Origin of the sequence: Tabrizicola soli (assembly GCF_015999335.1) — a bacterium.
In the GTDB taxonomy this organism is placed as follows: domain Bacteria; phylum Pseudomonadota; class Alphaproteobacteria; order Rhodobacterales; family Rhodobacteraceae; genus Tabrizicola; species Tabrizicola soli.
In genome coordinates this window covers 1-26241 of the sequence record NZ_JAEACP010000024.1, presented here as the reverse complement: position 1 = coordinate 26241, position 26241 = coordinate 1, and the positions used below count along the sequence as shown (strand labels likewise).

Below are 26241 nucleotides of genomic sequence, written 5' to 3'. Positions count from 1 at the left end.
CAGGAGACTGTCATGACGGCACCCGTATCCCGCTCCCATGCGCTGATGTCCTCCGCAGCCATGCCTGCCTCGCAGACGCCCATGGGCGTTAATCCCACCGCCACCGCGCCGGAGACGACGCTCCTGACGCCGGACTGGCGGCCCTTCGCCGAGGCCATCCTCGCCGCGGTCGAAGGCTGCGGCTGGGCCGGCTGGCGCGTCTCGGCCCCCGCCAAGCCGGGCGCCGCCCCGGCAACGCCCGATCAGGATGCTGCCCGCACCACCGCGCAGGCCAGCAAGTCTGGGTCGGCAGAACCTGCCGGGGCCAACGCCGCGACCGTTCCCGACGCCGACGCCGACGATACCCTTTCCGTCGATGACCTGCTCGACCAGATCGAAGCCGCGGCGGCGGATCTTGGTCCGCTGCTGCCGCCCTGCCCGCCGACGGCGAAAGAGCCTGCCACTCTCTGGCGCCCCAAGGCTGGGACCTTGCTTTCGGCGGTCCGGATCGCCGCGACCTTCGGCAACGCAGAGGCGCTGGCCGCCGCCTTCGGCGAGCGCGGGGCGGTCACCCTTCTGGCCACCGGCAGCGCCACCCTCGACTATGCCGTCAAGAAGACGCTGGAGCAGATCGTGGCCGAACCTGCGCTCTGGCCGGACGTCGCCCACACCCCCGAACTCTTGTACGCGCTGGATGCCGTCCGGACCGGCAGCCCCGAGCGCCACCGTCCTCTGGGCGGCCTGACGGACAAGGCAGGCGAGGCGCTCGAGAAAGGCAGGGCGCTGGTGCTGGTCACCGCTGTCGCCGGCACGGCGCCGCGTGAAGTCCGCGCCCTTCATCCGCGGGTATGCGTGCTGGCGCCGCTGGACCGGACGATGCTTTCGGTCCTGCTCGACATGGTCTACCCCGGCCAGCGAGCGGATTCGGCCCTCGCGGCCCTTCCGGTCTCTGCGCGGGTCTCACGCCTCGATCCGGACCGGGCCACCCTCGCCCTGCGCGCGGCCAATCCGGAGGCCGCGGTGCGGGCGATCACCGAAGCGCTCTGCCCGCCCCCGTCCGAAGGCGCGGGCTGGGCGGAATTCCCCCTGCCAAAGTCTGTCCGCGACCCTCTTGAGGCCATGATCCGCGATCTGCGTGATTGGCAGGAGGGCCAGATCGGCTGGCGCGACGTCGCGCGCGGACCGCTTCTGGTCGGGCCGCCGGGCTCGGGCAAGACGCAGCTCGCCCGGCTCATCGGGCAAGAAGCGGGGATTGCCGTGGTCGCGGGGTCGGTGGCGAAGTGGTCGAGCGAAAGCAGCCGCTCCGGTGACATGATCCGGGCGATGAGGGCCGCTTTTGCCACCGCGGCCGAGCAAGCGCCCGCGCTGCTGTTTCTGGATGAAGTCGATGCTTTCGGGGACAGGGCTCGACCCCGAGACCACAATTCCGCCTACACCGACTACATCGTCACCGCGCTGATCGACCTGCTCGACGGCTATGAGGGGCATGAAGGCGTCATCGTCATGGCGGCGACGAACCACCCGGAGAAGCTCGACAGGGCCATCGTGCGGCGCGGTCGATTCGACCGGATCCTGACGCTGCCCCATCCGGACTTCACGCTTTTGCCCAAAGCGATCCGCTGGCAGCTCGGTGCCGACCTCCCCGATGCTGACCTCTCCGCGGCGTCTCAGGCCGCCCTCGGCATGTCAGGGGCCGATATCGCGGCAGCGGTGCGCAGCGCCCGGGGCGCGGCGCGGCGGGACCGGCGCGACCTCACGCTCGATGATCTCGCCGCCGCGATCACGGAGGCGCGGCCCCCGCTGCACCCGGAGCTGCGCCGGATCGTCGCGGCGCACGAGGCCGGACATGCCATTGTCGGGGCCGCGACCGGGCGTGCCCGGGTGTCCACCGTGGCGCTCGCGTCCGATGGCGGTTTCACCGCCGCCAGCCTGGCCGACCATGCAGAAGATCGGCCGTTGGTTGAGGCCCATCTGGCCATCAACCTCGCGGGCAGGGCCGCCGAGCAGCTGATCTTCGGTCGCATCACGACCGGCGCGGGAGGCGCTCCGGAAAGCGATCTCGCAAAGGCGACCCGGCTGGCGACGGCGCTGGAGAGCTCGTGGGGACTCGGGGAATCGCTGATCTGGCTTGGCCCGGTCGACGGGGGCGAGAGCCACCTGCGCAACGATCCCGGTCTTCGGGCACGGGTCGAGACCCACCTGCGCAACGCCGAAGCACGCGCGACACGGATCCTGACCGCAAATAGGAAGCTCCTCGCGGAGATGTCGGCGACCCTTGAGGCCACCGGCGTGCTGTCCGGACCCGCCCTCGCGGCGCTCCTCGACCGCGTTGTTCTGGAACCTGCCGCCAGCCGCGCACCCGAAGGCGTGATGCCCGAATCCCACAATCCCGTGCTGACAGCGCGGCAATCGGTACTCGGGGGAAAGTCTTTCGGACAGGGACGCGACACCGGGCACGCAGGTGGACACGACCAAATGCCGGACATAAGCGATCCTGACCTGGCCGAGGACGGAACCCGGTGATCCACGCGCCATAGCTCCCGCCGCTGTTCGCGCGATGACGCAGGAACAGCGGCGGGAGACCGACAGGATCATTTCAAACAAAAGAACCCAAATACCCCATTGCCCAAAAGAACCCGACACAGGTGCCGCAGGCACCCTGCTCAGGTGATAGCGGTGGCGGTTCTCCTTTTCCTTTTTCTTTCCTCGGACCCAAAGACCAAACAACCAAGCCTCCCCAAACCCCACCCATCCAAAAAAACCAAACACAGCGCCGCAGGCACCCCGCCCGATCCGTGATGCGGGCGGCCCCGGATCAGGGACAGGCCGGAGAAGAGTCGTGTCACACAACTGGTCTTGCCACGGCCGAAGGCACCTGCGCCCGGGGGCGCCTGCACTTTCGGCTTCTCAGCCCCCTCAGCGTCGAGGTCAGCGCCGAGGTCAGCGCCGAGGTCAGCGCCGAGGTCAGCGCCGAGGTCAGCGCCGAGGTCAGCGCCGAGGTCAGCGCCGAGGTCAGCGCCGAGGCTGTGGGTCGGATGCGGTTTGGCGTCAACCGTCGTTGTGAGCGCGTAATCCACATCTTTCACACACGGCGGGCGGCGGCAGCATGGCGTGAGATCTTTGTTATCGCTATTTTTCCGGTCAGGCGCAGAAGGCGTCATCAGCAGCAGAACGCTTGGTTTTCACCAAAGCGGAGGCCAAAATGGCCAAGGACATTATCACGGGCTCGAAGCGGAAGAGCGGTAAATCGAAGCAAAGCAGCGCGTCCTTCAGGACCAAGCATCGCGTTTACAGCGCGGCCTCGGCGGAACGCAAGAAGGCGGCGGGTATGTGTAGGGTTTCGGTTTGGGTGCCGTCTTGGGCGGAAGACATCTTGAAGCGGTTCGCGAAGCGCCTGTGCGAGGGGAGCGTGCCCGATGATATCGGGCGCGCTCAGGCCGGACACGGAAAGATCGGCGGTCGCGGTTCCATCCCGCCCCGGCCGCGTAGGAAGCGGAAGACGATGCCGTGCGATGCGCGGCAGCTGGATCTCTTCGGTCCCGTGTGAACGGGTCCGGGCGGGCGACAGCAGGCGGTTGTCCACATCTTTCGAGGTGGCCAACCTGTTTCGGCCGGGACGCCGGCAGGGGACGTAGACTATTCTTGTGATGCGGGCCGGGTGGCCCGAGGGGGCAGAAGCTCCATTCACGCTTGTTCTTGAACGCTTCGCAGAACCGGGGGCCGGAAAGGCAGGACAACGATGGATGACACGGAAAGGAGCTGCGCGGACGCAGCATGAGCCGGGCTTGGCCCGGACGGGAGAGACGGAAGTTCAGGCAGGACGCGCGCAGCGCCCTGCCCCGAAGACGACGGCCCCCGGGGCTGAGGCGACGACGCCTGAGCCCGGGCCTGTGCATGAAGCACCGGGACCGGGAGCGCCGCTGCCCCCGCCGCACCCGGCGCTGGTTGAGTTGGTGCGGCTGCTGGCGCGGGTGGATGCGCGGCGGGCGCGGTCGGAAGAGAGAGGGACGCGGTGATGAGAGAGAAGACGGGCCTGCGGGCGGCGATCTACGCGCGCTATTCGTCGGACATGCAGTCGTCGGCCTCGATCACCGACCAGGTCCGGATTTGCCGCCGGCTTGCGGAGGAGCGGGGCTGGCAGGTGGTGGAGGTCTTCGCGGACGAGGCGATCAGTGGGGCGACGCATTTGCGCACCGGATTTCAGGCGATGCAGCAGGCGGCGATGACGGGCCGGTTCGACGTGCTGGTGGCCGAAGCGCTGGACCGCCTGAGCCGGGATCAGGAACACATCGCGGGGCTGCACAAGCGCATGCGGTTTTTGGGCGTGGAGATCTTTACCAAGGGGGAGGGCCCGATCAGCGAGATGCATGTTGGGCTGGGCGGAACGATGTCCGCGATTTTCCTGCGGCATCTCGCGGAGAAGACTCACCGAGGCTTGGAAGGCCGCGTGAAGCAAGGGAAGTCCGCCGGGGGGATCAGCTACGGCTACCGGCTGGACCGTCAGCCCTTGCCGGACGGGACGCATACGACCGGGGACCGAGTCATCGACGAGGCCGAAGCGGCCATAGTTCGGCGGATTTTCACGGAGTATGACCGGGGGCTGAGCGCGCGGTCGATCGCCATGGGGCTGAACCGGGACGGCATCGCCCCGCCCCGCTCGGGCGGGAAGGGTTCGGGGACGTGGAGCTTCTCGACGATCTCGGGGAACTGGCAGCGCGGGACAGGGATCCTCAACAATGACCTGTACCGGGGTCGCCTGGTCTGGAACCGGCAGCATTTCATCAAGGATCCGGACAGCGGCAAACGGCAGGCCCGGATGAACCCGGCCTCCGACTGGATCACCGAAGAGGTCCCGCACCTGCGGATCATCGACGACGCCTTGTGGACCCGGGTCAAACAGCGCCAGGGCGCGATCCGGGAGGATATCCTGACGGAACGGGCGGAAGACCCCGGCGCGCCGAAGATCGAACGCGGCCACCGCCCGCGCTACCTGCTGTCGGGCCTTTTGACCTGCGGCTGCTGCGGGTCGGGTTACATCATGATCAGCGACGCGCGCTATGGCTGCTCAGCCGCCCGGAACCGAGGAACCTGCGCGAACAGGAAGACGATCGCGCGCAAAGACGTCGAGACCCGCGTCCTGAACGGGCTTCAGACGCGGCTGATGCACCCGGACCTGATCCGGGAATATATCACGACCTGGCAGCAGGAGATGCAGGCGGAGCGGCGGGAGACCCTGGCCGCCCGGGGCGAGCAGGAACGGCGCCTCGGGAAGGTGCTGCGCGACATCGAGAACATCGTGACCGCGATCACGGAAGGGATGTTTCACCCGAGCATGAAGGCGAAGATGGACGCGCTGGAAGCGGAACGGGCGGAGCTGGAGGCGAAGCTCGCCGTCCTGCCCGAACCGGAACCGGTGGCCATCCACCCCGGCCTCGCCGAGACCTACGCCCGCAAAGTCGCGGACCTTGCAGAAGCCCTGAACGACCCGGAGGCCCGGCCGGAAGCGGCCGACCTGCTGCGTGGCCTGATCGAGAGCGTCACGCTGACGCCTGACCCGGACGCGCCGAACGGGCACCTGATCGAACTTCGCGGCGAACTGGGGGCGATTTTGTCGTTGTGCGACGATGGGTTGGCCACAAATGCGAACGCCCGCCGGGGTACGGCGGGCGTGAGGCAAGTGACTATGGTTGCGGGGGCAGGATTTGAACCTGCGGCCTTCAGGTTATGAGCCCATGGAAGGGCAAAACCGAATAATCAGAAAAACCAACGACTTACGAGGCAAGCCTTTGTTCCGGCGTGGTTTTCGTCCTCGCAAACATCAGCATTCGCACGGATTCACACGCAAGACCGGCGCGATGCCAGCAGTCGCAGGTTGATGTGGCGTTGAGGTGATCAACTGTCACCCACCAAAGAACCATCACTTTCCCCCAGACATTCCGATCAAACTGCGGCTGCCACTGCCTCATCAACTCCCAAGGATGTGTGCCAGCTCGACGATATCGGTAGCGTCGCCGCCACCGGATACCCTGTTGGCAAACATCTGACCGATAACGCCTCTCAATCCGCACACATCGTTCGATTTCACCGCCGCAATACCGGCCGCGACAAGGCGATCATGTAGCTGTTCATCAATGGCCAGGAATTTCTCTTCTCCGAGTCTCTGGAAGATCGCGAGCAAGAACTCAGGGCTTTCGGCCAAGACCTTGAGCCGAATACTCCGCATTTCATCAAGTGAATTCCTTGCAGTATCAAAATCGCGCTCGCGGATGGCCCGACGCGTTGTCGCCAGCAACTTCTCATGCCGATCTGCATCAACCGGGTTAGCGTCGTCTCGAAGGTCGTCAAACTGAACTTCGAGCTCGTTGACCTCTTTCGTCAGCACCCGCTCTTCATTTTCCGGTGCCAAGCGCAGCAGAGCCACCTCCTGCCGCACCCGGCGCGCCTCTTCTGCAACGGATCTGTGCGTATCGGCGTCAACAGAGGTGGAGAGCGCGGCATCAAGGCGCTCTATGCGCGCCCGGAGATCCCCTGACGGATCCGCCTTGCCGCCTAGCGTCTCGTTGAGTTCCTCCAGGTCGTTTTCGGCCCGCTCCAGAAGCATAGACGCCACTTCTGCTCCCTGTTGCCCGTCGAAGTTTATGTGTCCTCCCGGAGCGAGGTACAGATTATGAGAGTCGATCAAGCGCCCCAGGTGCGGCAACTCGACCGCGAAACTTAGGGTGCCATTGTCACTCATCTTCCAGTGAACAATCAGGTCGTCTCCGCGGTTTATGCGCTCTCCTCGCTCCAGGTCCTCCCGACCATTCATCCTGAAATCACCAATATGAAGATTGCGCTCAGGATCATCGATACCTTCGCGCATCTCGTAGAATTCGAAGGTGATGAAGTCATCCTCCCCAGCCTTGAGCGGTTTGCCAGCGCGAAACCTATGCCGCCCTTCAGCAGGCAGTGCGGTCCCCTTCTTCAGGATCGGCTCAAGACGATTCCGCTCATAGCCAACCGTACCCGTCTGCGTCTTTACTGCGAGCGTGTATGTCATGGGAATGCTGGCAGCGCTCGCCTGAGTGCGAACGATGGTGATCTCGCGTGTAAGGTCCTCCACAATTCGACCTGCAGCATTATGCACTGTCAGGACGAAGCGATTTTCCCCATCCTTACGAACCGGCACGCTCAGATTCACGACCCCGTCAAATGGCTTCCGACCGGTCGTACCGCCAGCTTCGTCCACGACTTCGATTTCAAACCCGCTAGGAACCTCAGAGGTAGGTGTTACTCTAATCCGGGCACTGTCTTCCGCGATCCTCGACTTGAAATCCACGGTCAGCGAGATCGTACCGGTTACAGTCTCCTGTCCACGACTCGTCTTACGGGCTGACTGATCGCCTTCCCACTGCCTGCTTTCTGCAAATATCGCGGCGCCCACCGCGACAGCGGTCATGGGATCAAGACCCTGCTCCACTTCAATCGCGAGTTGGGACTGAAGCATTTCCCTAACAATTGGCATCTTTGAAGGGCCGCCAATTGGAACAATGCGGGAAATGTCTCCATGGCTGTATCCATTTTCTGTTATGACTTTTCTGCACAGATCAATCGAATCCTCGAGTCGATCCCCTATGAGTGAAACAAGCTGTCCGCGGGTAAAATCTATGGACAGGTAAATGTCCTCTCCATCCTGATCAGCGGCACGAACTTCGTCTTCACTTGCGAAAATTGAGGCTGTTTCCGAGGCAGAAAGCTGAATCTTTGCTTTCTCGATTGCACGATGTGCGATTGTCGAAAGATGCCTGTACGTTGCGTCTTTCTGGAAGTCCGACGGCAACGAGAAGTTGTCGAGCAGCCATGGGCGCACAACGCTATCAAACACGATGCGATCGAAGTCCCGACCGCCAAGCATGTTGATGCCTTCATGTGCAACCACCGTCACTGCACCGCCTGTACTCATCACAAGAGCGACGTCGAAGGTTCCGCCACCCAAGTCATAGACTAGGAAGACCCCGTCCTTCTGCTTGCTGTGCGCGATTGAGGCCATCGCCGCAGCCACCGGTTCTTGGAGCAGGCTCACTCTCTCCAAGCCCGCCATCCTCGCCGCGGTGATCGTTGCTTCACTCTGCATTTGGTTGAAGGCTGCGGGAATAGTAATCACCGCCGCCTCGATAGTTCGCTCGCCGCTCTCGGTTAGAGCTTGCCCGATGAGAGTCTTGATGATCTCCGCGCTGCATTCCTCGGGAGACCACTCTTGGTCTCCAATTCGAACCGGACTTTTGGTGCCCATCAGCCGCTTGAACCCGGCCGCGACGTTTGCGGGCGCCGAGGTGATCCGATCCTGGGCCGCTTTCCCAACAAACCGATGCCCACGCTTGTCGAGGTAGATCACGCTTGGAAGGACATCAGAGCCATCCGAAGTCTTGAAGAGCCTCGTTGACCCATTGATGTTGCCCACGACCGCTGAATTGGACGTTCCGAGATCAATACCCAGGTACAAAGCTATTCCTCCTGCACTTCATCGCTGCGCCTCGCAACGAGAACCCGTCCTTTGTGGACCACCTTCATCTCTCGCACGACCGCAGGCTCGAGCGTCTTGGCGACAACGAGGTCCTCGTCCTGACTGAAGTCGTCTCCATTATCTGCCGACGCGGGCATTCCAACAGAAAATTGTTCACCGTCAAACGAAACCAGGTTCAAACCAAGCTGCCCAGAGATGGTTGCAAGCTGGAGATCCGAAAACCTCACTTGGGCCGCCATGCGCCTTCCATCCTTGTCCGGCAACTGTTGTGCTGCACGCTGGCTGGCCCTGACGAGCTTCCAGTATTCAACACAAAGACGTGCGACCAACTCCTGTTCGACACCGGTTGTATTCGGACTCCCTACCATGAGGCTACAATCCTTTGCGCGTCTGCTCTTAGCGCCGCAGCTCTACTCGCCACCTCGCCCTCCACCGACTCAAGTACACCAGATGTGTACCGAAAGTTCCCACAGCGGGCGTTAAAGTCGCCCACCAGGTCATTAAACCTGTCTATCTGGCTGTTGTTTGTGGTCATTGGGCGGATGTAGTCCAAGCGGACACCCTGAAAGATGCAGTATCGTACTTGGTTCCGGGTCAATGACCGTCCAGTTCCGACGGGCGGCATATCCTCCTGATAAGGATCTGAAACGCTCGGCGCCGCTGCAGCAGTGCTTCTTTCTGACACAGGCGGGCTGTAAGTCGTCCTGGATGCTGGCTTGCTGAATTCATCCATCAGGACGAAATAGAGAACGACGGCACCGATCCCTGCAAAGAGTGCGAATTTTGCTTTCTTGGCAAACCTCTTACCTTCAATTTTGGACTTGAGCTTCTCCAAATCTCGACGGTCCGCAGGGTTGGCGAAGACAAGCATGTCATCGACGACCTTAAGCATCCCATTCAGATTTCCACTTTGGCGTTCCAGTTCTTTCATCTTCCAGTTCTTGTGCAGGATAGCTCTTTCTTCCCGCAGCTTTTCGAGGACCTCCTTGGGCCCCTTGCCGATACCAAGGTCAATCAGGCCATCAACCAAGAGAAATGCCGACTGCGGATCGTTGCTTTCGTTATTGAGCGACAATGCTAAATCCCGCACTACGAGGTAAGCAACACCAGGCTCCGGAAGAGACTTTCTCGCATCGTTAAAGGATTTCACCACATCACTCAGAATTCGGCCACCGCTCTCAGAAAAGCCATCAGACCTCAAGGCATGACCGAAACTCGATGCGTTCTTCTTCGCGCGCTCGCAGGCCTCAACAAGAGGATCCAGTTTGTCGGAGATCTTCTTCTGATGGGACAAGGACTCGAGGGCGGTTATATCCTCTTTGAGCGACTCCGCTACCGACTCAAGCTCTGGAAACGTTGTCAGGAGAGCGCTCGAAAGCCTCAACGCCTCCTCATAGCGACCGTGATCATTGGCAAGCTCAAGGCACAGCTTGCGGACGATTTCATATAATTGCTTGGAGCGTCCTTCCTCCTGACCACGAAACTGCGAATAGACTTGGACTGGCTGATTGATAGAATCCCACGCTTCGAGGAGTTTCTCAATTTCCTTGATACGTTGAGGCAAATCAGCAGAGACCTTCTTGGCCGCAGCGGTCGCAGTCAGTACGGATTCCTTGATAACGGCAAGATGAGGTTCACTCTCCTTGTCATACATTTCGACAAGGTGCCGAAGGAACGATGCTTCTGGATTCCTCTCCAGCTCCTGTTCTACAACGTCATTCATCCCCTTCCCTGGAAGCGGCAGCGACCATATCCAGTTCGCAGCGGCAGTGGCATGGCGCTGGCGGATATCCCTCAATCCGTCCCGGAGCTGGTTGGCTTCCACCGCTGGAAAACCAGATGAGCGACGTTCCTCGTTCAAGAACTTGAGGAGGTGTGCCTCATCAAGTTCGTCCCAACTTTGAGCCAATGAATGCACAACCGCAATTGAGGCATTCCCCTTGGAGCAGAGGTGTGCAGCGATGTTCGCTCTCGCCAGATCTGGAAAGTGATCAATTTGGGTCAGAATGACGGCCGGGTCAGCCTGGCGCAAGAGTTCCTCGAGCCTGCTCTTTTGAAGCTGGCTCAGCTCGGGCAACCACGACAGCTCGAAAAGCAGGCGTGACTTCGGAGTGACGAGGGCCTGACGGGCCTTCTGCAACTCATCTTCGTGGTGAAGACCATCAAGTTCAGCATCCTCGACAAGGTCAGAAATCTCGGCTGCCGATGATCTATAATTGGCTTTGAGAACTCGAAACGGATTGTTCTCCAGGGAAAAGGCTTTGTTAGGCATGCGCTCCCTGTTCACGGTCTACGCTGGGTTGATTCCTGTCTTCGGTAAGGTGGCACACATTTCCCAATGGTCACAAGAAGGTAGGTTCCACAACGGGTTCTCTTTCTGGGCATCACGGCGATGCAGCGTAGCCTCGACGCTCCCATCGATCACACCCTTGCATGGCAGAACTTGGGCGAACACGCCGAAGGTATTGCGGGCCTCTCACGCGAGGGGCTATCCAAGTGCTGACCAACTGCCCGCCGCTGGACTGTCGCCCATGCGCTTGTTCGTGATTATCCACAGCTTCAATCGGACCACCCCCTTGCTCCGAATCGAGGCCAGCGCAAAGGTGCATCCTTGAGGAGAGCAGCCCTCAACCAAAAGCATAACAGGTCTATCGGAACACCCGTCGCTCTGACCGAAGGCGCCCCGGCGCCTCTCGTGTCGTTGCGCCCGATCACTTAACCCGTGCCGCCCCCGGCACGGGCTGCAGGCGGTATGAGTTCGGCCCGTCCTCGGTTCATGTGAGGATGATCTGTCATGGCTTTGCCGCCCCGCGTTTACTACACCCTTCAGGAAGTCACGGCCCGTTGGGGCTGCAACATCGCCGACGTCGCAGGCTGGGCCGCGGCGGGCAAGTTCCATATCATGACCGGCATCGGCCTGGTGCGTTGCGGCGAGGAGATCGTCGCCGGTCGGGTGGTCCTCTCGCCGATGGACCTCATGCCGTTGTTCCGCCGCTGCGGGACCGGCCCGACCGAGGGCGTCGTGCGCCGGATCATGACGGGCGAGAAGGGTCAGTGGCAGATCATCACCGATCCTGTCGGCGGGGTCACGGTGGCGGTCGCGGACATGATGGTCATGGCCGATGAGGTACATGCCTTCGAGGAAGAGAACGACATGGTGCGGCGGGTGGCGGCGGGGCCAGGTGCTGCTACGCCATACGATTGGGAAGGCATGAACATCGCTCTGATCGTGCGGATCCATGATCATGGTTTGCCCGCCACTCAAGCCGAGCTGGTTGCCGAGATGCAGGACTGGTTCGCGGATCGGTCGGACGGCAAGAAGATGCCCGACAGCCGTTCGATCCGGCGACGGATCACGCCGATATGGAGGGCGCTGCGTCGGGAGGAAGCGTGATGATCAGGGTCCGCGCTTGCGCGGGTCAGGCGGTCTTTCGACCACCCTGATCATCGGCGTCGTAGACCAGCCGGGGCTTCGGCCGAAAGGCGCTGGCCACGGCGTCCACCCCGGCGCGCAGGGGCGAGTCCATGAGGTGCGCATAGCGCAGGGTCGTCTGCATCTGGCTGTGACCCAACAGCTTGCCGATCATTTCCAGCGAGGCGCCGCCGCTGACAAGGAGCGAGGCGAAAGTGTGCCGCAGGTCGTGGATGCGGACGTCCTGCAGCCCGCATTGCTTCTGGACCTGCGCCCAGAAACGGCGCACCTCCTGCACCGGCTGGCCGGGGGTGTCGCCGGGGAAAAGCCACGGTGATCCCTTCGGCACCAGCAGCTGGCGCTGGCGCACGATGGCAGCGGTCTCGTCCGAGATCGGCACGCGGTGGGCGCGTCGCTGTTTCGTCATGGCGGGCGGCTTCGACCAGCTCATGTGCTCAAGGTTGAACTGTTCGAACCGGGACTGCCGCACCTCGCCCAGCCGGGCACCGGTCAACATGCACATGCGGATGATGTCGGCGGCGCGCCGGTCATCGGCCGCATCGAGCGCGGCGGCGAGCTTTGAGATTTCCTCCTTGCAGAGAAACCGCTCGCGCGGCGTCTCGGTGCGGCGATGGAAGCGCTGGGCGGGGTTCTCATCGCGCCAGCCCCACTGGCCCGCCAGCGTGAACATCTTGCGCAGCACCTCCCCGATCCGGTTGGCACGCACCGGCGTGGGTTTGGCACCCTGCAGCTTGCGCGCCCGGTTGTTGGGCTTTTCCTTGTGTGGCCGCGCCCTGCCCTCGGCGATCTTCGTCAGAAGCTTGTCGACGTCGGTCGGCGTGATCTCCGTCACCAGCTTCCGGCCCCAGACCGGTTCCACCATCTTGGCCAGCGCCGACCGCTGGTCGGCCGCGCTTCGCGCTGACAGTTTCGGGAGATGCTCGGCGCAGTAGCGTTCGATCAGGTCGGTCACGCGCGGGGCTTCGCGCTTTGCTTCGCGCTGGCCCAAGGGATCGGCCCCGGCGTCGATCTCGCGCCGCAGTTCCTTGGCCCGCTCCCGCGCCGCCGACACCGACCATTCCGGCCAGCGCCCGAAGGTCATCCGGCGCTGGCGCCCCGCATGGCGATAATCCAGCGTGAAGGCACGCCCGCCCCCGCGGTAGATGCAGGCTGCAAATCCCCGGACGTCGGTGTCGAAGATCTGATAGTCCCGCCCGGGTACCGGCTCGGCGTCGCGCAGTACTTTCTCGGTCAACTTGATGCGTTCGGGCATGGCTTCGGTCCTTCTTGCATCCGACATGAGGCGTGGTTTCGCCTGACTATCAAGGCAAGCATGGCGCCTCGGGTGGCGGGGAGGCAGAGGGTGGCAGGAAGGACGCCAGAACCGCGCCACCCCTTGTTTTCATGGGATTTCGGCGCTGGGCGGATCGATGCGCGACTGGCGACGACGGGCGCAATGGGACGTTTGATGCCGTAGGCACGGTGATTACGCCGCAAATCCAGCCTTCAACGCGCCGCTGAGCGACAAATCCTCAAGGAATTCAATGGGTGGCAGGGGTGTCGTGCCGGGTGCCACCTCCTTTCTGCCCGTCAATGCCAGTCAAACACGGTCAATCGGGGTGTTCGCACCTGTTTGCGGCCTTGGAGTCTGTTTCCTCCATCTAGCAGGCCCTCCCCACATCACCTCGCTCGGCCCGACCACCATCGGAAACCCCAATAAAACAAGGGGTGGCACAAGGGTGGCATCCTTTCCGCCACCCTCCGCCTCGCCGCCACCCCTCGGGCTCTGCGCTCACTGGTCCCTGCAAGACGTCCCCGATCTTCGGGGCCAGGACCAGGAGACCCCGATGCCGCATCTCGGATCGATGCCAGACCCGAAAGACAAACCCCGCTCGCTGCTGGTCGGCTGGATCAGCCGCCTCGACCTTGCGCTGGAGCTCGGCCTTTCGGTCGACACCCTGCGCCGATGGGAGGCCATGCGGACGGGTCCGCCCTGCGTGCGCGCTGGGCGGAAGGTCTATTACCGCCGTGCCGCCGTCGAGGAATGGCTGGAGGAGCAGGAGCAGGCCGCCCCGCGCCGCCGTCGTGCCGGAGGACGCCGGTGATGACCACCCCGTCGCACAGTTCCGCCTGGCCCGCCGACCGCGTGGCCGAGGCCCGCGCCGTCATCGCCGATGTCGCGCATCACAGCGATCTCCTCATCCGCCTCGCCTGCAATGTGCTGGTCCAACATGGCGAGACCCCGGGCGAGCGTGCTGATGCCCAGCGCCTGCTGCTCGTCGTTGATGCGCGGCGCCCGGTCAGCCGCGCCCAGCGCGAGGATCAGGGGAGGGCCGCGCGATGAAGCGCCGTGGCACGCCTGAGGCTGATCTGCAGCGCGCCGTCGTGCAGGCGCTGCGCATCGCCCTGCCCCGCTCGGCCATCATCCATCACTGCGCCAATGAGGTCACCGAAGCCGGGCCCCGCGGGGCCAAGCGCCAGGCGATCCTTGTCGGCATGGGCGTCCTTGCCGGGTTCGCCGACCTGATGGTGATCTGCGACGGCCGCATCCTGTTCTTGGAGCTGAAGGCACCGAAGGGACGGCTGCGACCGGAACAGGAAGCATTCCGCGATGCCGTTCTGGCGCAGGGGTTCGGCTGGGCGCTCATCCGCAGTCTCGATGACGCGCTGGGCGCGCTCGCCGATCACGGCTTCACCACCCGCATCGCCCCTGCCCCACGGAGGCCCGCGCCATGAGCCACGAGGCCACCAACTGGGCCATCAAGCAGCGCGGGCTGAAGCCGACGACCAAGATCGTGCTCTGGCATCTGTGCGACCGGTTCAACCCCGACTACGGCTGCTTTCCTTCGCAGGATCGGCTGGCGCATGACTGCGAGATCAGCCGGTCCACGCTGAACGATCACCTCGGCCAGTTGGAGGCCGTGGGCCTGCTGCGACGCGTGCCGCGGCTCGATCCCGTGACCAAGCGACAGCTGCCGACCCGCTACACCCTGGGGTTCGAGCCGGGCTTCACACCTGTGGCTGTGGTGCCGCGTCCGGAAATCGGACACGGGGAGGATGAGGGCGCGGAAATCGCCGACATGGCAGAGGGTTCGCCTCTGGAAGCCGCGTCCGATGCCCTGCCGTGTCCGGATTTCGGACACGGGGATGAGGCGAGTCCCGTGTCCGATTTTCCGGCCGAGCCGTGTCCGGAAAATGCCGAAAGCCGTGTCCGGATTTCGGACACTAACCCTGTAAGGGAACCTCTAAGTAAACCAGTAAAGGAGGAGGAGGGCGCGCAGGCGCGCGAGGCGATTTCCGATGAGGTCTTCGGGGATCTGCTGGCAGCGCTAGGCCTCGACCCCGCCGCCCTGCCTGGCTGGTGGCAAGGCTGGCCGCCTCGGCTGCACGTCCAGCGCTGGCGTGACGAGCTGGGGCTGACCGAGACGGAGATCATCGCCGCGGCCGAGGCCACCCGCCAAGAACACCCTGAACCGCCCGATGGGCCGAAGGCGCTGGACCGGGCGATGCAACGCGCCGCCCAGCGCAAGGTCGAGGATGCCGGGCGGAAGCGCCGGAAGCCCAAGACACCCCCTGCCCCGGCGGCAAAACCAATCACCGACCTGCCCGCCTTCTACGCCGATCTGGTCAACTCCGACCGCTTCCTGCCGGTCAGCGCGATCAGCAACACGATGCGCGATGCCATGCTGGCCCGGGGCCTAGTCACGGCCGAACGCCTGCGACTGCGGGGTGTGCGATGACCCAGCAGCGACCGATCAGCCGCGCCGGCTGCACGAAGGTCAAACGCGCGCTGGGCGTGCAGGCGGCGTTGGAATGGGCCTTCCGGGTCGAGAAGGCGCAGCTGGAACTGCCGCTTCCCAAGGGCCTGACAGACGAAGGTTTCGGCTTCGGCCTGGAATACGTCCTGCTGCAACGCGCCGCGCTGGGCTGCAAGATCGACGGTGGCCAGCACAAGATCGGCAGCTACACCCATGAGGACGCAGAGGTGATCGCCGCCACCGTCGCCGGGATCCCCGACAGCCTCGGCGGCAAACGCATGGCAATCCGGGTCGCCGAACTGGCCCGCGCCGGGTTGAGCCCGGACTGGATGCCTGGTGCTGTGCCGCGCTGTGTGCCGGTCGAAACCAAGATCAACCAGCATGGCGAGCGAGCGACCACCATCGTCGTCGGCACCGAACGCGTCCTGAGCCGCGGCAAGTGGCGCACGGTCGAGGTTCTGGCCTGCCCGGTTACCTTCTCGCCGCATCCGCAGCAGATCGAGGCGGCCAGACGCGGCTATGACGACTGGTGGCAGGCGCTGGGCTGGGTCAGGGATGGGCTGATCGCAGGTGGGATGCTGCGGGAGATCGAGGTCTCGGCGGCGATGCCAAGGGCACGGCCGTGGGAAAGAACACCGTCAAGTCGCTGCTAGCTGCTGGATTTCGCGTTCCGGCTGAAATACCGTCTGGAAGGACATTACTGAGGACGCTTTTTCCAATGGCATCAATCGACAACGGCTCGGACCTCGGCATTGAAGCCGCCCTCTTCAAAGCCGCCGACAAGCTGCGCGGCAACATGGAGCCGTCGGATTACAAGCACGTTGCCCTTGGCCTGATCTTCCTCAAGCACATCTCGGACGGGTTCGAGATGAAACGCCAGACGCTGCTCGCGGAATACCCCGAAGGCGCCGAGGACCCCGACGAATACCTTGCCGACAACATCTTCTGGGTGCCGCCGGAGGCGCGCTGGTCGCATCTGCAGGCGAACGCCAAGCAGCCTACCATCGGCCGCCTGATCGACGAGGCGATGATCGCCATCGAAAAGGTCAACCCGTCCCTCAAGGGCGTCCTGCCCAAGGACTACGGCCGCCCCGCCCTCAACGCCGTCATGCTGGGCGAGTTGATTGACTTGATTTCCGGCATCGCCTTGGGCGAGGGCAAGGACAAGGCGCGCGACCTGCTGGGCCGCGTCTACGAGTATTTTCTTGGCCAGTTCGCGGGCAGCGAGGGTAAGCGCGGGGGCGAGTTCTACACCCCTCGCTCGGTCGTCCGCACCATGGTCGAGATGCTCGAACCCTACAGGGGCCGCGTCTATGACCCCTGCTGCGGATCGGGCGGCATGTTCGTGCAGTCGGAAAAGTTCGTAGAGGCGCATGGCGGTCGTCTGGGCGACATCGCCATCTACGGGCAGGAGTCGAACTACACCACCTGGCGGCTGTGCAAGATGAACCTTGCCGTGCGCGGGATCGACGCCGACATCCGCTGGAACTCCGAAGGCACCTTCCACAAGAACGAACTGCCCGACCTGCGCGCCGATGTGATCCTCGCCAACCCGCCTTTCAACATCTCGGATTGGGGCGGTGAACGGCTGCGCGAGGACGGGCGCTGGAAATATGGCATCCCGCCCGCGGGCAATGCGAACTTCGCCTGGCTGCAGCACATCCTGCACCACCTGTCGCCCACCGGTACGGCTGGGGTGGTGCTGGCCAATGGCTCGATGTCCTCCACCCAATCGGGCGAAGGCGAGATGCGCCGCGCGATGATCGAGGGAGAGGTGGTCGATTGCATGATCGCCCTGCCGGGGCAGCTGTTCTATTCCACCCAGATCCCGGCCTGCCTGTGGTTTCTGGCGCGGGACAAGTCGAACGGCATCGCGCGTGACCGCAAGCTGCGTGACCGGCGCGGCGAGGTGCTGTTCATCGACGCCCGCAAGCTGGGCTTCATGGTAGACCGCACGCGCAAAGAGTTTTCCGATGCCGACATCGCCCAGATCGCCGAGACCTACCACGCCTGGCGGCTGGGTGAGGGCTACGCCGACATTCCGGGCTTTTGCAAATCGGCGAGCTTGGAGGAAATCCGCTCCCACGGCCACGTCCTGACCCCGGGGCGCTATGTTGGGGCCGAGGCGGCAGAGGAGGACGAGACGCCCTTTGCCGAGCGCTTTGCGGGCTTGCAGGCTCAACTGGAGGCGCAGTTCGCCGAGGCCGAGGCGTTGACAGCGACCATCCGGGCGCGGCTGGCGGGGGTGGTCGTCAATGACTGAGTGGCCTGAACAGCGCTTTGCCTCCCTGCTTTCTGAGCCTCTTCGTAACGGCTTGTATAAGCCAAAGGAGTTCCACGGGCGCGGTGCGAAGGTCATCAATATGGGGGAGCTTTTTGCCTATCCGCGGATGCGCTCAGTCCCAATGAAGCGGATTGATGTCGACCCAAAGGAGGCGGCAAAGTTTGCCATCAGAGGAGGCGACCTGATCTTTGCTCGACGTTCCTTGGTGGCTGAAGGGGCGGGCAAGTGCACGGTTGTCTTGGACGTCGACGAGCTAACAGTATTTGAGTCCTCGATCATCCGCGCGAGGCCCACACCAGAAAGAGCACATTCGCTATTTTATTACTACTTCTTCAACTCTCCAAGCGGAATGCACAAACTCGACACGATCCGCAGGCAGGTCGCGGTCGCAGGCATTACCGGCGGAGATTTGGCAGAACTCGCTCTTCCGGTCCCAACCCTCCCCGAACAACGCGCAATTGCCGCCACTCTTGGGGCGCTGGATGACAAGATCGAGTTGAACCGGAAGATGAACGCCACGCTCGAGGCCATGGCGCGGGCGCTTTTCCGCGACTGGTTCGTCGATTTCGGCCCCACCCGCGCCAAAATGGAAGGCCGCCCGCCTTACCTCTCCCCCGACCTCTGGTCCCTCTTCCCCGACCGGCTAGACGACGAGGGCAAGCCGGAGGGGTGGGCATTTGAACCGCTTCTTGATCAAGCGGAATGGGTCAACGGCGCCGCCTACAAGAACATGCACTTCTCGGATGCGCCCGACGCACTGCCTGTAATCAAGATCGCAGAGTTGAAGAACGGCGTGACCGGAAACACGCAGTGGACGGCCACCGACCTTGGCGCGCGCTATCTGATCGACGATGGCGAACTGCTGTTTTCATGGTCAGGCAACCCCGACACTTCGATTGACACCTTCCTATGGACGGGTGGCAAAGCCTGGCTGAACCAGCACATCTTCGCCGTGCGCCCGAACGGCAAACGCTTTAAGCCTTATCTGCACACCCTCCTGAAGCACCTCAAACCCGAATTTGCCGAGCTGGCACGAAACAAACAGACCACTGGTCTAGGCCATGTGACCAAAGCGGACATGCAGCGCATGATGGTCTGCGCAGCGTCGCCAGAGGTTCACAAGGCATTTGACCGCCTGATCGAGCCCATCTTCAGTCAAGCTCTCGGGTTGCAAACAGAATCCCGCACACTCGCTCAGACCCGCGACCTCCTGCTGCCGCGCCTGATGTCGGGGGAGTTGCGGGTGGGCGACCTCGCCTCATTCGATCAGGAGGCTGTCGCATGAAGCTATCGGTGCGCACCAAAAACGCTATGCTGCTGGGCAACGGCCTGATCGCCCATGTCCGCACGTTGCAGGAGTTCCGGAAAAAACACGGCAAGCTGCCCCAACGCCCCTACCTGACCTACACCCAACTGGTCGAACAAACTGGTGCGAAGCTCGCCATGGTCGGCATCGGCAATTTCCTCGACGAGGTCATGACCGCCATACATGCGCCCGACGCCCCCGAGGCGCTGCGGGGCCTGACCCTGTTCGTGACCGACAAGACCGGCTTCATTGCCTACGGCACCGGCAAACACGACTGGCGCGGCATCGATGCCAAGAATGCCCCGGCATACCGCAAGGCTGTGCTGGACCAGGACTGGACGGGCGTGGCGTTCATTTCATCTGATGGCAGGGTCTGAAATTGCGGACCTTGCTTCACACATTCTTGGAACTTGGGGACGCGGTATCGCGGAACTTGGCCTTCGCACATGCCAATGACGGCAAGATAAGCTATGGCGAAGAAACCGTAACAGAAACCAATCTGCTGGAAATTCTGCGGTGGCACTCCGACCGAGGTACGCAATTGACCGCTATCTCAAAAGGTCAGGAAGCCAAGATCGGAGCCGACTGGGAATGGGTTGTCGTCGGGCGAAAATACAGCCTTTTCATGCGTGTACAAGCCAAGCGCACGAAGAAGAACAATAGCTTGACGATCAAACACAAAGTCGGCAAGGCACCCAATATCCAAGAGCAGATCGACGTTCTGATAAACAACTGTCCTGCAACCAAGCCTGGCGAAATAACTTGGAAGCCTGTGTATTGCTTTTATTCGAAGAATTCGGAGCGAAAGCTCTGGAAGTCTGCTGAAGGAAAAGCCCCTTGGCGCCCCTACGAATATGGGTGCCTCATTGCAGACGCGACCAATATCAAGAAGAAGACCAGCATCAAGACGATTCAGGATGTCGAAGACGTATCAGTTCCATGGCACATCTTCTTTGCGCCGATAGGCTTCAAGACCCGGTACCTTTTTGCAGAATGGGCCGAAGGTAGCGACGGCACCTTGGGTTTCTTGATGTCAGAAGGTGTCATGGCCGTTTCGCCTGACCTAGCTGATGACGGCAAGTCGCCAACAAATGGCTTTCCAACCATCGAACAACTTAACGGCGAAATGGCAATCGACAAGGACACGGTTGGCATCAGAGAAACTGACCCCGAGGAGCTAGAGCGCGTTCGCACTAGGGATCGTCGGGACGGAGTTGATGCTCCACGGTTCCTGATCCTCGATGTAAAAGATGAACCGAGCAGGAGGCGCTGATGACCGCTTTTTCAAAAGCCGAAGTTGAATCCGCCCTCATCGATCAACTCTTGGCGCTGGGCTACACCTGTGTGAATGCCGCGGTATCAGGCATTAATCGCTCGACACCTGAGCCGATGGCCAACGCCAAACAGATGTCGGAGGCGGTGTTGTGACCCGCCCGCCCCTAACCCCGATGCGTTGCGTTTTTCGCAACTGGACTCTTGACCTGGTAGAGAAAATGTCCACTTATGCGGTCATATCTCCCTCGGTGCTTCGGTGCCGGGGCGCGCGGCGGCCCCAGTGGCCGCTGCTGCTTTTTTGGGGGTTCGGATGAGAACCCATGTCTATGTCGACGGTTACAACCTCTATTTCGGCTGCCTCAAGAAGACTCAGCACAAGTGGTTGAATTTGCACGCGCTTTGTAGCGCACTGATGCCGCAGAACGACATCCGCGCCATCCGCTATTTCACAGCGCAGGTCAGCGGCACCCCGCATGATCCCGACCAGCCGACTCGCCAGCAGACCTACTTCCGAGCCCTGCGAACCTTGCCGCAGGTCAGCATCCACCTCGGTCATTTCTTGACCCACGAGGTCAGCATGCCCGATTCCGCCGACTGGCAACGGGGAAGATACACCCCGCGGCGGGTTATGAAGACCGAGGAGAAGGGCTCGGACGTCAACATCGCCACGCATCTGTTGATCGACGCCTTCGATGATGCGTTCGACGTGGCCGTGATCGTCAGCAATGACAGCGACCTCAAGGAACCTATCTCTGTGGTTCGCAACCGGTTCGGCAAGACAATCGGCATTCTCAACCCCCAGGCCAAAGTCAGCCGCGCCCTGCAACCGCTGGCACATTTCATCAAGCCGATCCGGCCAGGCGCCTTGGCGAACGCACAGTTTCCGGCCGTGATGCAAGACGCCACGGGCCAGTTTCACAAACCGGCGCGTTGGTAGGGGATTGGAATGGCAACATTGACCGAAGCCGAAGTTGAAGCCGTCCTGCTCGATCAGCTCGGAGGGCTGGGTTACGCTCTCCTGAACGACGCGGTTTCTGGCCCTGATGGCAGCGCACCCGAGCGGGAGGCGTATTCCGACACCATCCTGGTTGCGCGGCTGCGGGATGCGATGGCCCGGCTGAACCCCCACATCCCCGAGGACGCGCGCGAGGATGCCCTTCGGCGGGTGGTTGCCAGCGACCGACCTTCGCTGATCGAGGAGAACCGCCGCCTGCACCGCTTCATGGTCGAAGGCGTGCCGGTCGAATACCGGGCAGACGATGGTACGATCCGCGGCGATGCGGTGCGGCTGGTGGACCCGGAGGACGGGCTGAACGACTGGCTGGCCATCGCTCAGTTTACGGTCATTGAGAACGGCAACAACCGCCGCCCCGACGTGGTGGTGTTCGTGAACGGGCTGCCGGTGGGCGTGATCGAGGTGAAGAAGCCGGGGGCGGAGACAGCGACACTAAGTGCGGCCTTCAACCAGCTTCAGACCTACAAGGCGCAGATCCCGTCATTGTTCCGGGCCAATGCGGTGCTGGTGACGACCGACGGTATCCAGGCCCGCATCGGCTCGCTGACCGCCGATCTTGAACGCTTCATGCCCTGGCGCACAACCGATGGCACCGAAGTTGCGCCCAAGGGTGCGCCAGAAATGCCGGTCCTTATCGAGGGTGTCTTTGCGCGGCCCCGCCTTTTGTCGCTGATGCAGGACTTCACGGTGTTCGGCGACACATCAAATGGGCTCTCGAAGATCCTCGCGGGCTATCATCAGTTTCACGCAGTGAAGCGCGCGGTCGCCAGCACCGTCGAAGCAAGCCGGTCAGGCGGCGACCGCAAGGCGGGAGTGATCTGGCATACGCAAGGGTCGGGCAAGAGCCTGCTCATGGCCTTCTATGCGGGTCAGCTAGTGCGTGACCCAGCGATGGAAAACCCAACAATCGTGGTGATTACCGACCGAAACGACTTAGACGACCAGCTGTTTGCCACGTTTTCCATGTGCCGCGACCTGATACGCCAGACGCCGGTTCAGGCGGACAGCCGCGAGGACCTTCAGAAGGCGCTGTCCCGTGCCTCGGGCGGGGTGGTGTTCACCACAATCCAGAAGTTCGCGCCCGAGAAGGGCGAGGCCTATCCGCTGCTGACCGATCGGCGAAACGTCGTTGTCATCGCGGACGAGGCCCACCGCAGCCAGTACGGCTTCAAGGCGCGGATCGAGAAGACCGGCGAGATCGCCTATGGCTTTGCCAAGCACCTGCGCGACGCGCTGCCCAATGCGTCCTTCATCGGCTTCACCGGCACGCCGATCGAACAGGACGACGTGAACACGCCCGCCGTGTTCGGCCACTACATCGACGTTTACGACATCAGCCGCGCCGTCGAGGACGGGGCGACGGTGCCGATCTACTACGAGAGCCGCCTCGCACGGATCGAGCTGCCCGACGAGGAAAAGCCGAAGGTCGACGCCGAGATCGAGGAACTTACCGAGGACGAGGCCGTCAGCGAGCAGGAACGGCTCAAGCGGAAGTGGTCGACCGTCGAGGCGCTGGTCGGGGCCGAGAAGCGGCTGCGCATGGTCGCAGAGGACCTCGTCGCCCATTTCGAGGCGCGGGTGCAGGCGATGGACGGGAAGGCCATGGTCGTCTGCATGAGCCGACGCATCTGTGTCGACCTATACAACCAGATCGTCGCGCTGCGTCCCGACTGGCATTCGGACGAGGACAGCGCCGGGCTGGTTAAGATCGTGATGACCGGGTCAGCCTCGGACCCCGAGGTCTGGCAGCCCCATATCGGCGGCAAGGCCCGGCGCGACCTGCTGGCCAAGCGCGCGAAGGACCCGAAAGACCCGCTGAAGCTGGTGATCGTGCGGGACATGTGGCTGACCGGCTTCGACAGTCCGTCGATGCACACGATGTACATCGACAAGCCAATGCGGGGCCATGGGCTGATGCAGGCCATCGCCCGGGTGAACCGCGTATTCCGCGACAAGCCTGCCGGGCTGATCGTCGACTACATCGGGATCGCCCAGAACCTTAAATCGGCGCTGGGCCAGTATTCCAAGGCGGACCAGGAACAGGCCGGAATTGACGAGGGCGAGGCGGTCGCAGCCCTTCTGGAACGCCTGGATGTCGTGCACGCCATGTTCCACGGCTTCGACTACTCGGCCGGATTGACCGGCACCCCGCACCAACGACTGGTCGCACTGGCAGAGGCGCTGAACTTGATCCTGGCCAGACAGGACGAAGCAGCGCAGCGCGAAACAGACAAGGAAGCCAAGAAAGCGGCGCATCGCCGCTATCCGGATGCAGTTCTTTCGCTCTCGAAAGCGTTCGCCCTTTGCTCGGCCAGCGACACGGCCCGCGAAGTCCGCGACGAAGTCGGCTTCTTCCAGACGGTTCGCGCCGCCATGGTCAAGGCGGCCGACACGTCCGGTCGGTCGGCAGCCGACCGTGACCTTGCCATTCGTCAGATCGTGAATGATGCCGTCGCCTCGACTGAAATCGTCGATATACTGTCGGCAGCCGGGTTATCTTCGCCCGACATTTCCATCCTGTCAGACGATTTTCTGGCCGAAGTCGGCCAGATGGAAAAGAAGAACCTCGCGCTAGAAGCTCTCAGGAAGCTGTTGAACGACGAAATCCGGTCGCGCAGCAAATCAAACGTTATCGAGACCCGTAAGTTCTCGGAGCGGCTGGAAGAAGCCATTGCGCGCTACCACACCAATGCAATCAGCACAGTCGAGGTTCTTCAGGAGCTGATCGCACTGGCAAAAGATGTGCGCGACGCACGAAGCCGCGGTGAAGAAAGCGGGCTGACGCCCGAAGAGGTCGCCTTTTATGATGCGCTGGCAGACAACCAGAGCGCGGTTGACGTTCTCGGCAACGACCAGCTGAAAATTATCGCCCATGAACTGCTGAAGGGCCTCAAGGCAAACGTCAGCATCGACTGGGCGCACCGCGATAGCGCTCGGGCGCGTCTGAGGGTCCTCGTCAAGCGTATCCTGCGGAAGTACGGTTATCCACCAGATCTGGAGAACGCAGCTGTTCAGGGTGTTCTGGCGCAGGCCGAAGCTCTACTTTCGGGAACAGCTGAGCAATGAATGATACCGTTTTCTGGTCATGGCAGAATGATTTTGTGCCAAGAACGAACCGCAGTTTCCTCCGCGAAGCGATAGCAATCGCTGTCGACCGCGTAAGTGCAGAACTGGATGTGGAGGATGTCGAGCGACTAGAGCTCGACCATGATACCAAATCTTCACCAGGTATGGCGGACATAAGTCAGACCATTCTGACCAAAATCGCCAAAGCTGCTGTAATGATCGCAGATGTAACACCAATTGGTGAAACCTCTGACGGAAAGGCTATTCCAAATCCTAACGTGTTGGTAGAACTTGGCTACGCGCTGCATGCTCTTGGATTTGAGCGTATCATTGCGGTCCTAAACACTGCTAGTGGATATGGCGTGGAGAATCTACCATTCGACATTAGACACAGGCGGATCCTGACCTACGAATTGCCAAACACCGCCACAAAGGACCAATTTAAAGCCGTGCGAGAGAGCTTAGTCCGGCAGCTCGCTTCCGCCATTCAACTGAATATCAAAGTTGTTCGCGATACGCGCTCTGCTGCAATTCCTATAGTAGGTGCAAAAAGCGACTCGAAATCTGCGGGCCTTTGGAGCGCCGATTGGCCCGTGACCCACTCAGATGGGTTCGGCGAAGTTGCTCGTGTTCGCCCTCACGACCTATCGCGTGCTTGGCTGCGGATCATACCTGACAACTACCCCAATGGCCGACCCGCAATAACTCGGCTTGACCAACTTCCAGACAGTGCACGACTTCGAGCGCCAGTCGGGGCAGGTAACGGAGGCAACTTCGGTTCATGCACCTTTGGTTATGTGACATACTGGGTCGCAGGTGAGGACGAGGACGGAACGTGCAAAGCACGAAACCTTGCCGCATTCTTGGAAGAAACCGGCGAAGTCTGGATGTCTGATGGTGTCGCACTTACTGAGCATCAGAATCGGATCCACATTTCGTACGCACACCTTCTTTCAAATTGGGCTCGAGGCCTGGATCAAGGAATGGCCTGCCTCGATGCGCTTGGCGCTTCAAAGCGCCGACGAGTCATCATCGGAATCGAAGGCATCAAGGATGCCGTATGGCATATCCAGAGTGGCTATGCCCTGGCCCGATCTCGAAAAGCCGACATGGTGTTCGACGAAACCGATCGCGATTGGCAACAGGAGCGTTGCTTGAAGTTCTTGTGCGACGGTTGGAACAAACTGCGCGATGCATTCAGTATCGAGCCGATGAGCGACGAAGAGTTCGTACGTTACTACGAGGTCCGTCGAAGAAGCTGAAATGCGTCCTCCGATGCAGCATGGATGGCAATCGCTCTGGCCCCCTCCTCTGGTTCCTTCCCGGCCCTGAACGTATGCGGGGGGGCGCAGCGCGGCGGTTCGCTAGCGTGAGGCATTTTCACCGGGGAAGCCACCGGGAAGCCACCTGCCCGTCGATCCTGCAAAAAGCGACTCATTATCAAAGGCTTGCGGAATCACGACCTTGGCGCGCTGGATTCTTTTGGGGCAGCCAGGGAAGCCATCTCCGGGGAAGCTAGGGTCAGGACCCATTGATTGGCTTGAGGCGACCCGGCCTGCATGATTCAAGCTCCCGAACTGACGGGGGTGAAGATGAGCAACCTTTTCTGGCTTACGGACGAACAGATGGAGCGGCTGACGCCG

General features: G+C 62.0%; 22 protein-coding genes. 17 read left to right on the top strand and 5 right to left on the bottom strand.

Annotated features, from left to right (window positions below; all coding sequences use genetic code 11):
* Window positions 1–12 precede the first annotated feature (12 nt).
* On the top strand, window positions 13–2502 hold the full coding sequence (locus I7S92_RS19475; protein WP_197647182.1) for an AAA family ATPase: 2490 nt from the start codon (window positions 13–15) through the stop codon (window positions 2500–2502).
* Window positions 2503–2821: 319 nt separating this feature from the next.
* On the opposite strand, the gene I7S92_RS19470 is transcribed toward I7S92_RS19475, so the two are convergent.
* The gene (locus tag I7S92_RS19470; protein WP_197647181.1) at window positions 2822–3031 is read right to left on the bottom strand and encodes a hypothetical protein; all 210 of its coding nucleotides are present in this window, start codon (window positions 3029–3031) and stop codon (window positions 2822–2824) included.
* Between the two features lie 150 nt (window positions 3032–3181).
* Here I7S92_RS19470 and I7S92_RS19465 point away from each other — a divergent pair, with 150 nt between their 5' ends.
* Both I7S92_RS19465 and I7S92_RS19460 read left to right on the top strand, forming a co-directional pair.
* Window positions 3182–3526 carry a hypothetical protein gene (locus tag I7S92_RS19465; RefSeq protein WP_197647180.1) on the top strand — a complete coding sequence of 115 codons (345 nt, stop codon included), beginning with the start codon at window positions 3182–3184 and terminating at the stop codon, window positions 3524–3526.
* Between the two features lie 468 nt (window positions 3527–3994).
* Window positions 3995–5707 carry a recombinase family protein gene (locus I7S92_RS19460; RefSeq protein ID WP_197647179.1) on the top strand — a complete coding sequence of 571 codons (1713 nt, stop codon included), beginning with the start codon at window positions 3995–3997 and terminating at the stop codon, window positions 5705–5707.
* Between the two features lie 237 nt (window positions 5708–5944).
* Here the strand turns inward: I7S92_RS19460 and I7S92_RS19455 are convergent, their stop codons facing one another.
* The 3 genes from I7S92_RS19455 to I7S92_RS19445 are packed head-to-tail and all read right to left on the bottom strand — an operon-like array spanning window position 5945 to window position 10754.
* Complete coding sequence (locus I7S92_RS19455) at window positions 5945–8461, bottom strand: Hsp70 family protein (protein ID WP_242070293.1); 2517 nt, start codon at window positions 8459–8461, stop codon at window positions 5945–5947.
* A 2-nt stretch (window positions 8462–8463) separates the two neighbouring features.
* Window positions 8464–8811, bottom strand: a complete 348-nt coding sequence (locus tag I7S92_RS19450; RefSeq protein WP_197647178.1) for a hypothetical protein — start codon at window positions 8809–8811, stop codon at window positions 8464–8466.
* A gap of 32 nt (window positions 8812–8843) precedes the next feature.
* Entirely contained in the window at window positions 8844–10754 is a 1911-nt protein-coding gene (locus tag I7S92_RS19445) for a hypothetical protein (RefSeq protein ID WP_197647177.1), read from the bottom strand.
* A 522-nt stretch (window positions 10755–11276) separates the two neighbouring features.
* On the opposite strand from I7S92_RS19445, the gene I7S92_RS19440 reads away from it, so the two are divergent.
* Window positions 11277–11876, top strand: coding sequence for a hypothetical protein (locus tag I7S92_RS19440; RefSeq protein ID WP_197647176.1), 600 nt, complete (start codon window positions 11277–11279; stop codon window positions 11874–11876).
* A gap of 25 nt (window positions 11877–11901) precedes the next feature.
* Here the strand turns inward: I7S92_RS19440 and I7S92_RS19435 are convergent, their stop codons facing one another.
* A complete protein-coding gene (locus tag I7S92_RS19435; protein ID WP_197647175.1) occupies window positions 11902–13167 on the bottom strand; it encodes a tyrosine-type recombinase/integrase in 1266 nt (421 codons plus the stop codon).
* Between the two features lie 574 nt (window positions 13168–13741).
* Here I7S92_RS19435 and I7S92_RS19430 point away from each other — a divergent pair.
* From I7S92_RS19430 to I7S92_RS19370, 13 genes are all read left to right on the top strand, one after another.
* Window positions 13742–13999: a helix-turn-helix transcriptional regulator gene (locus tag I7S92_RS19430; RefSeq protein ID WP_128515388.1), complete on the top strand. Its 258-nt coding sequence runs from the start codon at window positions 13742–13744 to the stop codon at window positions 13997–13999.
* Complete coding sequence (locus I7S92_RS19425; protein ID WP_197647174.1) at window positions 13999–14238, top strand: hypothetical protein; 240 nt, start codon at window positions 13999–14001, stop codon at window positions 14236–14238. The genes I7S92_RS19430 and I7S92_RS19425 overlap by 1 nt, the downstream gene beginning before the upstream one ends.
* A complete protein-coding gene (locus tag I7S92_RS19420; RefSeq protein ID WP_197647173.1) occupies window positions 14235–14630 on the top strand; it encodes a VRR-NUC domain-containing protein in 396 nt (131 codons plus the stop codon). The genes I7S92_RS19425 and I7S92_RS19420 overlap by 4 nt, the downstream gene beginning before the upstream one ends.
* A complete protein-coding gene (locus I7S92_RS19415) occupies window positions 14627–15634 on the top strand; it encodes a helix-turn-helix domain-containing protein (protein ID WP_197647172.1) in 1008 nt (335 codons plus the stop codon). The genes I7S92_RS19420 and I7S92_RS19415 overlap by 4 nt, the downstream gene beginning before the upstream one ends.
* Entirely contained in the window at window positions 15631–16305 is a 675-nt protein-coding gene (locus I7S92_RS19410; RefSeq protein WP_197647171.1) for a hypothetical protein, read from the top strand. The genes I7S92_RS19415 and I7S92_RS19410 overlap by 4 nt, the downstream gene beginning before the upstream one ends.
* Before the next feature lie 65 nt (window positions 16306–16370).
* Window positions 16371–17915, top strand: coding sequence for a class I SAM-dependent DNA methyltransferase (locus I7S92_RS19405; RefSeq protein WP_197647170.1), 1545 nt, complete (start codon window positions 16371–16373; stop codon window positions 17913–17915).
* Window positions 17908–19221 carry a restriction endonuclease subunit S gene (locus tag I7S92_RS19400; RefSeq protein ID WP_197647169.1) on the top strand — a complete coding sequence of 438 codons (1314 nt, stop codon included), beginning with the start codon at window positions 17908–17910 and terminating at the stop codon, window positions 19219–19221. Before I7S92_RS19405 ends, I7S92_RS19400 begins: the two co-directional genes overlap by 8 nt.
* A complete protein-coding gene (locus I7S92_RS19395; RefSeq protein ID WP_197647168.1) occupies window positions 19218–19619 on the top strand; it encodes a hypothetical protein in 402 nt (133 codons plus the stop codon). Before I7S92_RS19400 ends, I7S92_RS19395 begins: the two co-directional genes overlap by 4 nt.
* Before the next feature lie 56 nt (window positions 19620–19675).
* A complete protein-coding gene (locus I7S92_RS19390; RefSeq protein ID WP_197647167.1) occupies window positions 19676–20515 on the top strand; it encodes a DUF6615 family protein in 840 nt (279 codons plus the stop codon).
* Complete coding sequence (locus tag I7S92_RS19385; RefSeq protein ID WP_197647166.1) at window positions 20515–20670, top strand: hypothetical protein; 156 nt, start codon at window positions 20515–20517, stop codon at window positions 20668–20670. The genes I7S92_RS19390 and I7S92_RS19385 overlap by 1 nt, the downstream gene beginning before the upstream one ends.
* Window positions 20671–20827: 157 nt before the next feature.
* Entirely contained in the window at window positions 20828–21454 is a 627-nt protein-coding gene (locus I7S92_RS19380; protein ID WP_197647165.1) for an NYN domain-containing protein, read from the top strand.
* A 9-nt stretch (window positions 21455–21463) separates the two neighbouring features.
* Window positions 21464–24598 (top strand): type I restriction endonuclease subunit R, encoded by a 3135-nt coding sequence (locus tag I7S92_RS19375; RefSeq protein WP_197647164.1) that lies wholly within the window; start codon window positions 21464–21466, stop codon window positions 24596–24598.
* Complete coding sequence (locus tag I7S92_RS19370; protein WP_197647163.1) at window positions 24595–25860, top strand: hypothetical protein; 1266 nt, start codon at window positions 24595–24597, stop codon at window positions 25858–25860. Before I7S92_RS19375 ends, I7S92_RS19370 begins: the two co-directional genes overlap by 4 nt.
* Window positions 25861–26241 lie beyond the last annotated feature (381 nt).